Genomic DNA, 12,729 nt, shown 5'->3' with positions numbered 1-12,729 from the left:
GAACTGTAAAGCCATTAGAAAATGGACAGCAGTTGTTTTGAGAAGACCCTACAGACGTAACACAGGAAACTGTGTCGTTATGGAAATAATAATCCCTTAAGGGAAAATAAACGGAATATCAAAATGAATTTGCATGAATACCAAGCCAAACAGCTGTTTGCAGAATTCGGTTTGCCTGTACCAGAAGGTTTCGCATGTGATACTGCACAAGAAGCTTTCGAAGCTGCAGGTCGTATCAGTACAGCCAAGAAAGTCGTTAAGTGTCAAGTACACGCTGGTGGCCGCGGTAAAGCGGGCGGCGTAGAGCTACATGACACCAAAGAAGGCGTTAAAGAGTTTGCACAAAAGTGGCTAGGTAAAAACCTAGTGACTTACCAAACAGACGCTAATGGTCAGCCTGTAACTAAGATCCTAGTTGAAGAAGCATCAAACATTGCTAACGAACTTTACCTAGGTGCTGTTGTTGACCGCGCAACGCGTAAAATTGTATTCATGGCGTCAACTGAAGGCGGTGTGGACATTGAGAAAATCGCTGAAGAAACTCCAGAGTTGATTCACCAATCAGCGATCGATCCTCTAGTAGGCCCTCAAGCTTACCAAGGCCGTGAACTGGCGTTCAAACTTGGTCTAGTTGGCGATCAAATCAAACAGTTCGTTAAGATCTTCATGGGTCTTGGCAAAATGTTCTCTCAGTACGACCTAGCTCTACTAGAAATCAACCCGCTTGTAATTACTGGCGAAGGCAACCTGCTTTGTCTAGACGGCAAGATCAACATCGACTCAAACGCGATGTACCGTCAGCCTAAACTACGTGAAATGCACGATCCATCTCAAGAAGATGAGCGCGAAGCACACGCAGCACAGTGGGAACTGAACTACGTAGCACTAGATGGTAACGTTGGCTGTATGGTTAACGGTGCAGGCCTTGCGATGGGTACGATGGATATCGTAAACCTACACGGCGGCAAGCCAGCAAACTTCCTTGATGTAGGCGGCGGCGCGACAAAAGAACGTGTAGCTGAAGCATTCAAGATCATCCTTTCTGATGACAATGTTAAAGCAGTACTCGTAAACATTTTCGGTGGCATCGTTCGTTGTGACATGATCGCTGAAGGTATTATCGGTGCAGTTAAAGAAGTCGGCGTAACAGTTCCTGTAGTTGTTCGTCTAGAAGGTACAAACGCAGACCTAGGTCGCGAAGTACTTGCTAATTCTGATGTTGATATCATTGCAGCTGAATCTCTAACAGATGCTGCTCAGAAAGTTGTTGCTGCTGCGGAGGCTAAATAATGTCTGTATTAATTAACAAAGACACTAAAGTAATCTGTCAGGGTTTCACTGGCGGTCAAGGTACATTCCACTCAGACCAAGCTATCGCATACGGTACGCAAATGGTTGGTGGTGTTTCACCTGGTAAAGGTGGTCAAACTCACCTAGGCCTTCCAGTATTCAACACAGTACGTGAAGCGGTAGAAGTAACTGGCGCAACAGCAACAGTTATCTACGTACCAGCTCCTTTCTGTAAAGATGCAATCCTAGAAGCGATTGATGCAGGTATCGAACTGATCGTAACGATCACTGAAGGTATCCCTACAACAGATATGATCGACGTTAAAGTGAAGCTAGAAGAAACTGGCGTTCGCATGATCGGTCCTAACTGTCCAGGTCTTATCACTCCAGACGAGTGTAAGATTGGTATCATGCCTGGTCACATCCACAAGAAGGGTAAAGTAGGTATCGTATCTCGTTCAGGTACTCTGACATACGAAGCAGTTAAGCAAACAACAGATGAAGGCTTTGGTCAGTCTACATGTGTTGGTATCGGTGGTGACCCTATCCCAGGTTCAAACTTCATTGATATCTTGAAACTTTTCCAAGAAGACCCAGAAACTGAAGCAATCGTAATGATTGGTGAAATCGGTGGTACTGCGGAAGAAGAAGCGGCTGATTTCATCAAAGCAAACGTAACTAAGCCAGTTGTATCTTACATCGCTGGTGTTACTGCTCCTCCGGGCAAACGTATGGGCCACGCAGGCGCAATCATCTCTGGCGGTAAAGGTACTGCTGAAGATAAATTCGCAGCACTAGAAGCAGCAGGCGTTAAGACTGTTAAGTCTCTTGCTGACATCGGTAAAGGCCTACGTGAAATCACGGGTTGGTAATCAGCTGGCTTTTATCGATTGAGATAGAAGTTAACTGAACGATATAAAAAAGGCTTGGTCACTGACCAAGCCTTTTTTATGTTCTCGGGATACGAGATTAGAAATCGTCCTGCTAAGTGCTAAGCTCGGCTTCTAACCATTTGAGATAGCATAAACATTGCTGCAGCACTGATAACCACAGACGGGCCAGCGGGCGTATCATAGAACCAAGACAAGCTTAATCCACCGAATACAGCGATAGAGCCAATAATTGATGCAAGGAAGGCCATCTGCTCAGGTGTGCTCGAGAACCTCCTTGCCGTTGCTGCAGGAATAATCAGTAGCGATGTCATGATTAACGCACCAACAAACTTCATACCTACAGCAATCACGATACCAACCAATAGCATCAGAATCAGACGCATTAAATCAATATTGATACCATCAACCGCCGCGAGATCTTCGTTAACCGTCGTTGATAGTAGTGGTCGCCAAAAGATAGCAAGCACCAATCCAATCACAGCTGCACCCGCATAGATGAACACTAAATCCGTTGGAGATACTGCCAGCAAGTCACCAAATAGGTAGCTCATTAGGTCAACACGAACGTTATCTAAGAAACTGACAGCAACCAAACCAAGTGATAGCGCACTGTGCGCCAAAATACCGAGTAGAGTATCGGTTGCGACCAGCTTTTGTTTTTGCAATGTCACTAGCAATACAGCCAGCATCAAACAACAGATTAGCAGCGCGAAGTACAAGTTTATGTTGAACAGGAAGCCAAGTGCTAATCCCATCAAAGAAGCGTGAGCAAGCGTGTCACCAAAGTAAGCCATCTTACGCCACACCACGAATGAACCTAGTGGGCCTGCAATTAGTGCAATACCCAAACCCGCCAAAATAGAGGGAAGAAGAAACTCAAGCATTAGTGGTGTCCGTGTTTATGGTTTGAACATTCATGTGCGCCGCCCGTTACTGGTTGACCTGCGAGATCATGATGGTGATGTTCGTGTTGGTGATGATAAAACGCTAGCGTCTCTTGGGTCGCGGTGCCAAAGAGCGCAATATACGAAGGATGGTGTTTGATGTCTGCAGGTGCGCCTGAACAGCAGATGTGGTGGTGTAAACAGATAACATCGTCTGTTTTTGCCATCACTAAATGCAGATCGTGTGAAACCATAAATACGGCACAACCAAAGCGGTGGCGAATGGTGTCAATTAAGTCATACAGGTCTATTTGCCCTTGAACATCAACGCCTTGAGCCGGTTCATCGAGAACCAGTAGATCTGGTCTTCTTAGCAATGAACGAGCAATGAGCACACGTTGGTTTTCTCCGCCAGATAGCTGGTGCATGTTACTCTTCTGCAGATGTTCAGCACCAACGAGCTTCAATGCTTCAAGGATTTCTTGCTGACTGAACTTGCCAGTGAGCTTTAGAAAACGCTCTACGTTGAGCGGTAGTGAGTCATTGAGCTTTAATTTTTGTGGTACATAGCCAATTTTCAGTTTTTTAGCTTTTGTTATTGTGCCTGAAAATTTGGTCTGTAGACCCAGTACCACTTTTACTAATGTCGACTTTCCTGCACCGTTTGGCCCAATCAGGGTGGTGATTCTGCCGCGCTCTAAATTTAGAGATATGTTGTCTAGAACTTTTCGACCGTCAAATTCGACGCTCACAGAATCTAGTTGGATTAAGTTATCCATGAATAGAACTCATTTGCAATTCGCTAATGTTATAATGTAACATTTACCTCAAGCCTAAGCTACTTTTCTATTATCGAGGGATTATGTCACGTTCATCTTTTATACTTGCTACTTTGCTTCTAGCGCCAAGTGTCGCAAGTGCCAATACTATTCTAACAAGCTTTAAACCAATTCAAATGATTGTGACAGAATTAACGCAAGGCGTTAGTGAGCCGGATGTGTTGATGAACAGCAATGCTTCGCCGCATGATTATGCGCTTAAGCCATCGGATGTCAAAAAAGTTCATAGTGCCGATATGGTCATCTGGTTCGGCCCTGACCTAGAAGCCTTTCTGACTAAGGTGATTGTTTCAAAAGAAAATGTTATCAAGATCAGTGATATTCCCGGAATCAACTTGCGAGAGTTCGGACACGAAGAGCATGACCACGATGCACATGAAGGGCACCACCACGGTAGCCATGACCCGCATTTTTGGTTAGGTATCGAGCAAGTTGAAGTAGCTGCAAAATACATCTCAGCTAAGTTGATTGAATCTGATCCAGACAACGCAATGGCGTACCAAGAGAATCTCGATTCATTCCTGATTGCATTGAAAGAGAAGCAACAGTCTATTCGAGAGCAACTTGCACCCGTGAAAGACAAAGGTTACTACGTTTTTCATGACGCGTATGGTTACTTTGAGCAAGAGTTTGAGCTAAATAACTTAGGTCACTTTACGGTGAGCCCAGAGCGTAAGCCGGGTGCAAAAAGCCTGATCGCTATTAAGAAAACGATAGTACGTGAAAACGTTCAATGTGTGTTTTCTGAGCCTCAATTCACTCCTGCTGTGATTGAATCAGTGACGCGCGGAAGTAACGCAAAACAAGGTCAGCTTGACCCTATCGGTTCAACAGTTGAAGTGAAGAGTGGAAGCTATTTCGATTTTCTTCAGCAACTTACAGATAGCTATACAAGTTGCTTAGACGAGAAGTAAGTCATAAACGAGTATTCTTTACTCTACTTTGCTCTCGTTAATTTATGAATCATGCCGCTTTTTGCGGCATTTTCGTGACCGCTAAGATAAAACCTCCTAACAAATAACAAACCTCCTTTCTCCTTTTCTAATTTCCGCTAAAATGGAAAGATAATAATAAGCACAAAAAAACTCAGTTTTTGGTTTAGCAACGATAAGACGTTGTGGTACCCAAAATTTCATGTGTTGTTGCTGTTCAGGATTAAGAGTTGTATCGAATTATCTTCAAAATGTTCATGTTAATGAGCATTTCATTTAGCGTTCTAGCGGTAAATACCTCGCCCTCCGTTTTCTATCCTTTGCCCGCTCAAGCGCAAGGGAATTTCCTTGCGGCTAAAAACTTGTATTTAGGTGCCGGAGGTGGGCTCTGGGTTCATGATGTGCATGGAAAAGTACTCTTTTACGATGGTCGAACTCTATTCCCTCGCAAGGGAAGCTTACTGCAATTTTCTTCGGAAAGAGTCGCCTTTCTGAACGATGAGTTTTGGACATTTTTCGACAATGAGGTCTATCGACATAACCCTGGAATTGGCAACGAATTGGCGTTTAGCCTAAGTCCCGGCGCTGAAATAGCGAATATCGGTGCATCAGGCGATTATATTTGGGTTACTGACGGCAGTAATTTCTATACCTACAACACTCAATCTTTAGAATTCAACACCTACTCTCTACTTAAACTGTACCGATACAATAACAGCAGTGACATTGCGATTAACGACGCTGAGTGGGTACTATCAAAGTGGGTGCTAGCGACCAGTTCTGGCGTTTACCTTTCAGAGAATCAAGAGTTTACCCATGTCACCGCATCAGACAAAAACCATATTGAGACGGTTTATTTTTCGAATGCTCGACGTGAGTTAGTGATCGGTACTTTAAATGGTGCTGTGATTGTTGATCTCGCGAACCCAGACAAAGAGACCATCGTTAAAGGGTCGCATGTTCTCTCGTTGGCCGAAACTTCGGACCAGTATTGGATTGGTACAGAGCACGGCCTTATTAGCTACAACTTTATTACGGGACAAATTACTCGATTCGAACAAGCCGCTAGTCAAGACTTCTCGTTACCGGGTGAGAAAATATATTCGTTGATAAACGATCATGCTGGTGGTATGTGGGTTGCGACAAACAACGGTATCCGATACTTCTCACTGTTCAGCAAAACCTTCTCGAGAACACCCCTAACTGGAATGGGCATGCATTCGAGTAGTGTGGTGATCAATAAAGTACTGCCTGTCAGTGACCAGTTATCTTGGGTCGCGTCTTCAATGGGGCTCTACTTGGTTGATTCTGAAAGTGAAGAGAACCCAATTCGTGTTTACTCTAACCCTGTTAATGATTTTGAGATCTTTGGCTCTTCCATTTGGTTGGCGACCGAACAAGGTATCATCAGTCTAAATACGGAAACACTACAACCCGAAGCCCTTGATTTACCAAGGTCAATTGAGGGAGTGCGTGTTGAAAACCTTGCGCTTCAAGCCGATAACGTTCTTTGGATGACCTCTGGGCAAAACCTCTATTCGTTATCTATCGAAACCATGAAACTGACGAGTTATGGCACTGACTGGTTAGTCGACAAGTTCTTGCCTGCGAAGATCACCGCTCTCAATGTAGGCTTGCTAGGTCGCATCTATATAGGAACGGATCATGGCTTCTACTCGTTCATTGATAAACGAATTAGCTTTAGTCGTTCCAGCGAACGGTTTGGCAAAGTCGTCGATATTGAAAAAGCGAAGGATGGAGCGCAGTGGTTTGCGAGCAGTTATGGCGTGTATCGAATCCCGGATGACAGCTCTATTATTCAAGAAATCACTCTTGTTGAAGACAATATTAGCCCCAACTGCCTGATAAGCGATGACAATGGTGTTTGGTTAGGCTCTTCGAAAGGCATCAGTTATTACGGATTGGATGGGCAACTGCATAAACACATAGGTTCGCCATTTGGTTTGATCACCAATGAACTGGCGGCAGGAGCGTGTGCTCTTTTTTACAGTCAAGATAGCCAACCTTCGAGGCTTGTTTTCGGCTCAAAGTATGGTGTAGTCAGCGCGTTATCTAACGAGTTACTGGTATCAACTACACCTCATAGCCGTGCCTTGTTGAGTAAGATAAGTGTCGACCAACAAACGGTATCACTTGGCGGGAAAACGGCAGAGCTGGATGAGATTCCTTATGGTTCATCGATGGGGTTTAAGCTAGGTATCTTACCAGCAACGTTCGCACCTGCGATGGAATACCGACTGAGCGACGATGAACCTTGGAGTGAGTTTGAAGGGGGCTTGTTAACGCTCGATCATCTTCTTCCAGGGGATTACACACTTGAAGTGAAGCCGGTTAAAGGCTCCCATTATCGCTTTGTGTCAACCAATCAAAGCTTCTCGATTGCGGAGCCTTGGTATCTGACCAATTGGGCTGCAGCAAGCTCTCTGATATTACTGATTGGCGTTGTGACTATCTTAGTCTTTTGGCGTTCGCGTTATGTCACTTTTGCCAACCGGCACTTAAAAGCGCAAGTTGCACTGAAGACAGACCAATTGAGGCACCAAAGCCGGATATTACTCGCCACTAATCAACAGCTTAAAAAGCAGCTATCCGTGAAGAATGCGCTTGTGTCTCACACTGCCAATGAACTCTCTTCTGAAGTGAATCATATTGCTGCGATGCTCCCGAATTGGAATGACGAGCTCGGGAAGTCGCCGATTCTAACCTTGAAAAATGGCTTAGCTCAATTGAGTAATACGCCTCAAGGAGAAGGGCAAGTTTGTTACGATATAATTTTAATCTTAGAGGTGGTACTCAAAGCTTGGCAGGATGACTTAACCAAAGCCGGTATTGAACTGGATATTAAAGTCGAAACAAAACAACGATATGTCTCGTTGCTGTATTTTAATCTCGATATTATCTTCAATAGCTTGGTTGCGAGCATCATCAAGAGAAACTTTAAGTCGCAGAGTATGGTGGTTCTGGTTGAAGAGGTTAAGGAGCATCTTGTTGTGACCATTCGAGATCATGGGATGCCTTTCCCTAAACTGGCATCAAGCATGGGTGACAATACCGGAAAGTCGACCGACCTTAACATCGAAAAGCTGCCGCTATTGATGAATCAGAGCGGTGGTGAGCTTAATGCCTTTGTTTCGGAGTCTCAAAATAAGGTTCAGCTTTCGTGGCCAATTGAGTATCAAGTACTCGACAATCTTGAAGCCAGCACAATTGAACAGATTGAAACCATTAAGCTTGCCGCCTCAACACCAGAGCAACAAAAACTGACAGCGGAACAAGAGTGGAAGAACAGAGTGTCGCAGCTTGTGAGTGAAAACTACGCTGATGCCGAGTTCAGTACTGCAACTGCCGCTAAGTATTTGTTTATGTCTGAGAGAAGCTTACAGAGACGCTTTAAATCGGCTTACAACAAGACCTTCAAAGAGCACTTGAATGAAGTACGTCTAGAGCATGCGTGTGAGCGCTTACTCGCTGGAGAGAAGATCTCTGATGTGGCGTTTGATTCGGGGTTCAATGACCCTTCCTATTTCAGTCAAAGGTTTAAGCACCACTTTGGCATGTCACCATCTAAGTTTGCTGAAAACAACGAAGAGTAGCACGCAGCGGATACTCAGCTAGAACATAAATAAAGATACTTTAGCCTCGACATTCGTGTTGGGGCTTTTTTATGCTTCTACGAGATACGAGATACGAGATACGAGATACGAGATACGAGATACGAGATACGAGATACGAGATACGAGATACGAGATACGAGATAAATGGGGAGTTTAAAAAGGTTGTTGGGATAAAACAAAGGGAAGAAAAAAAATATCGTGGCATAGCCGGGGGGACTATACCACGGGTGCCAACGACACCTTCGCTTGCTGCCGGAGTGATATAGCAAAGCCATATCACCTCTGGAATAAAATTAAAGAGAAGTAGTTTCTCTTCGATGGAGTAACTATACGTCCAGCTACTTATTTTACTTATAAAATTAACGACAGATACCTATGAGAAAACCGACATTGTCTCAAGTGATTGATAATTAATGATTTGTTTTTGTTTGGGAGGGTTTGTACTAGTGAGGTAGTTCTCGCTAGTTGTTGAAAGTAACGTTTTTGACGTAAACGTTTTTAACGAAACTTACGAGTATGTATTTTCGAAAACATTGATTTCACACAATAGAATTGTGGGCATGTATGTGTATCATGGCGTTAATAACAATCTTTCTCATTATCAGTCACGAATTGGGTACTTATGAAACTCTCACAATTAGAGCAAGGAAAGGCGGCTTCTATTGTTGCACTAACAGGTTTAACACCAGACGTAAGGAAGAAACTTATGGTCATGGGTATGTTGCCAAAAACCGAGGTGACGCTTATCCGCCGTGCACCTATGGGTGATCCGCTTCAAGTTGAAGTGAGAGGTGTTTCTATCGCCATTCGTGAAAGCATTGCAGAACAAATCGAGGTTATCTAAATGGATTATCAAGTTCTTACCGTTGGTAACCCGAATAGTGGTAAAACAACACTGTTCAACGCACTGACTGGTGCTAAGCAGCACGTTGGTAACTGGGTTGGTGTCACTGTTGAAAAGAAGACGGGTTTATACTCGCACGCTGGTGATCAGTTTCAACTAACGGATTTACCGGGTATCTACGCACTAGACAGTGGTAATGATGCGAACAGCATCGATGAGTCTATCGCGTCTCGCGCTGTTTTAACTCACCCAGCAGATGTGATCATCAATGTTGTCGACGCTAGCTGTCTAGAACGAAGCTTATATATGACATTACAGCTGCGTGAGTTGGGTCGCCCAATGATCGTTGTGTTGAACAAAATGGATGTATTAAAGCGCGAACGTCAGGTGATTAACCTTAAAGCACTAGAGAAAGAGCTAGGTTGCCCAGTTCTAAGCTTGTCTGCAAACGATAAAGGTCAAGTGGTTCGCTTTAAAGAGCGCCTGCATAAACTGCTTGTTCAAGGTGTGAGCCTTGACCCTATCTCTATTGATTACGATGCCGCGTTAGAAGCTCTTATCCCTTCTGTTGAGTCACAATTTGATGATGCTGACGTATCTCACCGAGCGCTAGCGATTCGTGCTTTAGAAAATGATTACTTGGTATTGAATGGTTTAGCCCCACAAACTCGCACTCAAATTGATAGCGTGCGTCTTGGTGCCGATTTCGATATTGACCTTGCTGTTGCTGACGCTAAATACACTTTCTTACATGACCTTTGTAAACGTGTTCGTCGCAGCGAAGGCAAACTAAGCCGTAACTTTACAGAGAAAGCAGACCAATTCATTTTGAACAAATGGGTCGGTATTCCTTTCTTCTTCGTTATCATGTACCTAATGTTCATGTTCTCTATCAATATCGGTAGTGCGTTTATCGACTTCTTCGATATTGGTGTTGGAGCAATATTAGTTGATGGTGGACACCACTTATTAGATGGCCATTTACCAGTTTGGTTAGTCACTGTACTTGCTGATGGTATTGGCGGCGGTATCCAAACGGTTGCGACCTTTATTCCTGTTATCGCAGCGCTTTACCTATTCTTAGCGGTACTAGAAAGCTCAGGCTACATGGCTCGTGCTGCATTTGTACTTGATAAAGTGATGCAGAAGATTGGTTTACCGGGTAAAGCATTTGTCCCACTTGTACTGGGCTTTGGTTGTAACGTGCCTTCAATCATGGCAACTCGTACTCTTGACCAAGAGCGCGAACGTAAACTAGCAGCATCAATGGCGCCGTTTATGTCATGTGGTGCTCGTTTACCGGTATACGTACTGTTCGCGGCGGCGTTCTTCCCAGGTGCAGGACAAAACGTAGTATTCGCTCTGTACATCATGGGTATCGTTGCTTCTGTATTTACGGGTTTGTTCCTGAAAAACACGATCTACCCAGGTAGCAGTGATAGCTTAGTGATGGAAATGCCAGATTACGAATTGCCGACAGTGCAAAACGTAATGTTGAAAACTTGGCAGAAGCTGAAGCGTTTCGTACTTGGTGCAGGTAAAACAATCGTGATGGTTGTGGCTATTCTTAGCTTCCTAAACTCTCTAGGTATGGACGGCAGCTTTGGTAACGAAGATAGCGAAAACTCAGTACTGTCTAGAGCAGCTCAAGTTGTAACACCTGTATTCCAACCAATTGGTATTACTGAAGAGAACTGGCCTGCAACGGTTGGTATCATCACAGGTATTTTCGCTAAAGAAGCCGTTGTTGGTACATTAAATAGCCTATATACAACGCCTTCTGATGAAGAAGCAGCTGAGTTTGACTTAGCAGCAAGCCTGCAAGAAGCGGTAATGACGATCCCTGAAAACCTAGCCGGATTGAGCTACTCAGATCCATTAGGTATTGAAGTTGGCGACTTGTCTGACTCTAATTCTGTAGCAGCTGACCAAGAAGTCGATACCTCTATCTTTGGTAACTTGAAAGACAAGTTTGTATCTGGTCATGCGGCATTCGCTTACTTGATTCTTATCCTGCTTTACACGCCTTGTGTGGCCGCGATGGGTGCTTATGTTCGTGAATTTGGTCAGACGTTTGCACGCTTCATCGCGGTTTGGACGATGGCTCTTGGTTACTTTGGTGCGACTTTCTACTACCAAGCGGCAAACTTTGCTGCGCATCCTGTGACAAGTGCAGTATGGATGGTGGCGATTGCTGGTGGTTTTGTGGTGACGTATCGCGTCTTCAAGAAAGTGGGCAGTAAGCAGAAAGCACTAGAGGTGCAAGTAGTATGATTTTAACTGAACTTCATCAATACATTGATAGCCACGGCGTTGCGGCTCGTAAAGAGCTCGCTGCAAAGTTTGGCATGAGTGAAGATGGCGTCGATGCGATGCTGAGTGTTTGGGTCAAGAAAGGGAAAGTTTCTCGCTTGGTCGATACGAATAAGCATGGTCATACAACGCGTATTCGCTACACCATCAGCAAACAAGATGGTTTGTCGCTTAACGTGATGATGTAGTTCGGTCTTCAGACTCTCGTTGAAAAAGGCGAGATTAGAAAATGACAAAGCCGCTTATCTAAGATGAGTGGCTTTTTGTTATGTGTCTTTTCTGAAGTGTTTTGCTTTAAAGCTCAATGAGATGAACTCGAATTATGCTTTCTTGAAGATAGAGCTCAGTGACAGAACGTTTTGGATACGAGTCAGGATAGCGGCTTGATCTTCTTCACTGCGCTGTTCGCCTTTTGTATTACCCCATACTGGGCCGGGCCAAGCAATGTCGTCTTTGAAGCGTGCAATATGGTGGATGTGCAGTTGTGGCACCATATTACCCAGCGCACCAAGGTTCAATTTGTCTGGTTGGAACGTTGCTTCTAATGCTTGGCTTACCGCCTGAGATTCATGTAGGAACTGCTGTTGCTCTTTCATTGGTAAGTGGTGCAACTCTTTTAGGTTGGCACGTTTTGGTACCAAGATAACCCAAGGCACTGCGTTATCTTTGTGTAGCAGGGCTAAGCTCAGTGGAAATTCGCCGATAAGTGTGGTGTCTTTCGCAAGTTGCGGGTGAAGTTCGAAGCTCATGATCTTTCCAATTAATTGTTTTACATGAGTATAAGGTCGGAGTTTGAATGTGGCTAGGGCTTACGTTCTCAATAAGCAGATTCCCTATCACGTTCGTCCCTCACTGTAGGGAATGATGGTGAGAAGAGGGATAACGATTTGGTGTGGTTTGATGGCGCATCATTGATGTTGTCTTGGATTCACTACACCTATTCTCGTCATCTCCTAGAGCGACGAATGAGCGTAATAGGAGATCTCTTGCTGTGTAGGTTAGCTAATCGCTTAAATAATCGAGTAAACAAACCTCCAGACAAAAAAAAGGTTGACGCTTTCACGTCAACCTTTCTAATTTTCTCGAATCTCGAATCTCG

Annotated in this window: 10 protein-coding genes; 7 read left to right on the top strand and 3 right to left on the bottom strand. The window is 44.3% G+C overall.

The annotated features are described in order from the left end of the window. The first annotated feature begins 123 nt into the window (after positions 1 to 123). Together sucC and sucD are read left to right on the top strand one after the other, a co-directional pair. The gene (gene sucC, locus AB4493_RS10370) at positions 124 to 1,290 is read left to right on the top strand and encodes an ADP-forming succinate--CoA ligase subunit beta (protein WP_019820479.1); all 1,167 of its coding nucleotides are present in this window, start codon (positions 124 to 126) and stop codon (positions 1,288 to 1,290) included. Further along, on the top strand, positions 1,290 to 2,162 hold the full coding sequence (gene sucD / locus AB4493_RS10365; RefSeq protein ID WP_017061945.1) for a succinate--CoA ligase subunit alpha: 873 nt from the start codon (positions 1,290 to 1,292) through the stop codon (positions 2,160 to 2,162). The genes sucC and sucD overlap by 1 nt, the downstream gene beginning before the upstream one ends. 119 nt (positions 2,163 to 2,281) lie before the next feature. Here sucD and znuB read toward each other — a convergent pair whose 3' ends face one another. Together znuB and znuC are read right to left on the bottom strand one after the other, a co-directional pair. Continuing rightward, on the bottom strand, positions 2,282 to 3,067 hold the full coding sequence (znuB, locus tag AB4493_RS10360) for a zinc ABC transporter permease subunit ZnuB (RefSeq protein WP_372134102.1): 786 nt from the start codon (positions 3,065 to 3,067) through the stop codon (positions 2,282 to 2,284). Next, positions 3,067 to 3,846 (bottom strand): zinc ABC transporter ATP-binding protein ZnuC, encoded by a 780-nt coding sequence (znuC, locus tag AB4493_RS10355; RefSeq protein ID WP_048617861.1) that lies wholly within the window; start codon positions 3,844 to 3,846, stop codon positions 3,067 to 3,069. Before znuC ends, znuB begins: the two co-directional genes overlap by 1 nt. 83 nt (positions 3,847 to 3,929) lie before the next feature. Between znuC and znuA the strand changes: the two genes are divergently transcribed. From znuA to AB4493_RS10330, 5 genes are all read left to right on the top strand, one after another. Then, positions 3,930 to 4,820 carry a zinc ABC transporter substrate-binding protein ZnuA gene (znuA, locus tag AB4493_RS10350; RefSeq protein ID WP_372154952.1) on the top strand — a complete coding sequence of 297 codons (891 nt, stop codon included), beginning with the start codon at positions 3,930 to 3,932 and terminating at the stop codon, positions 4,818 to 4,820. Positions 4,821 to 5,089: 269 nt separating this feature from the next. Beyond that, on the top strand, positions 5,090 to 8,452 hold the full coding sequence (locus AB4493_RS10345; protein ID WP_372154962.1) for a helix-turn-helix domain-containing protein: 3,363 nt from the start codon (positions 5,090 to 5,092) through the stop codon (positions 8,450 to 8,452). Between the two features lie 643 nt (positions 8,453 to 9,095). Next, positions 9,096 to 9,317 (top strand): FeoA family protein, encoded by a 222-nt coding sequence (locus AB4493_RS10340; RefSeq protein ID WP_004734203.1) that lies wholly within the window; start codon positions 9,096 to 9,098, stop codon positions 9,315 to 9,317. After that, a complete protein-coding gene (feoB, locus tag AB4493_RS10335; protein ID WP_372056274.1) occupies positions 9,318 to 11,591 on the top strand; it encodes a Fe(2+) transporter permease subunit FeoB in 2,274 nt (757 codons plus the stop codon). Then, positions 11,588 to 11,818 (top strand): FeoC-like transcriptional regulator, encoded by a 231-nt coding sequence (locus tag AB4493_RS10330; protein ID WP_017061938.1) that lies wholly within the window; start codon positions 11,588 to 11,590, stop codon positions 11,816 to 11,818. Before feoB ends, AB4493_RS10330 begins: the two co-directional genes overlap by 4 nt. A gap of 132 nt (positions 11,819 to 11,950) precedes the next feature. Here AB4493_RS10330 and AB4493_RS10325 read toward each other — a convergent pair whose 3' ends face one another. After that, the gene (locus AB4493_RS10325) at positions 11,951 to 12,379 is read right to left on the bottom strand and encodes an HIT domain-containing protein (protein WP_017061937.1); all 429 of its coding nucleotides are present in this window, start codon (positions 12,377 to 12,379) and stop codon (positions 11,951 to 11,953) included. Positions 12,380 to 12,729: the final 350 nt, after the last annotated feature.

It is taken from the genome of Vibrio sp. 10N.222.55.A1 (assembly GCF_041473835.1).
GTDB lineage: Bacteria > Pseudomonadota > Gammaproteobacteria > Enterobacterales > Vibrionaceae > Vibrio > Vibrio crassostreae_C.
Note: the sequence above shows the minus strand (reverse complement) of the source record. Positions and strands in the feature narration are given on the sequence as shown.

Bases quoted from the DNA above. Each gene is read 5' to 3' on its own strand.
- sucC (WP_019820479.1), top strand. From the start codon at position 124: ATGAATTTGCATGAATACCAAGCCAAACAGCTGTTTGCAGAATTCGGT.
- sucD (WP_017061945.1), top strand. From the start codon at position 1,290: ATGTCTGTATTAATTAACAAAGACACTAAAGTAATCTGTCAGGGTTTC.
- znuB (WP_372134102.1), bottom strand. From the start codon at position 3,067: ATGCTTGAGTTTCTTCTTCCCTCTATTTTGGCGGGTTTGGGTATTGCA.
- znuC (WP_048617861.1), bottom strand. From the start codon at position 3,846: ATGGATAACTTAATCCAACTAGATTCTGTGAGCGTCGAATTTGACGGT.
- znuA (WP_372154952.1), top strand. From the start codon at position 3,930: ATGTCACGTTCATCTTTTATACTTGCTACTTTGCTTCTAGCGCCAAGT.
- AB4493_RS10345 (WP_372154962.1), top strand. From the start codon at position 5,090: ATGTTCATGTTAATGAGCATTTCATTTAGCGTTCTAGCGGTAAATACC.
- AB4493_RS10340 (WP_004734203.1), top strand. From the start codon at position 9,096: ATGAAACTCTCACAATTAGAGCAAGGAAAGGCGGCTTCTATTGTTGCA.
- feoB (WP_372056274.1), top strand. From the start codon at position 9,318: ATGGATTATCAAGTTCTTACCGTTGGTAACCCGAATAGTGGTAAAACA.
- AB4493_RS10330 (WP_017061938.1), top strand. From the start codon at position 11,588: ATGATTTTAACTGAACTTCATCAATACATTGATAGCCACGGCGTTGCG.
- AB4493_RS10325 (WP_017061937.1), bottom strand. From the start codon at position 12,379: ATGAGCTTCGAACTTCACCCGCAACTTGCGAAAGACACCACACTTATC.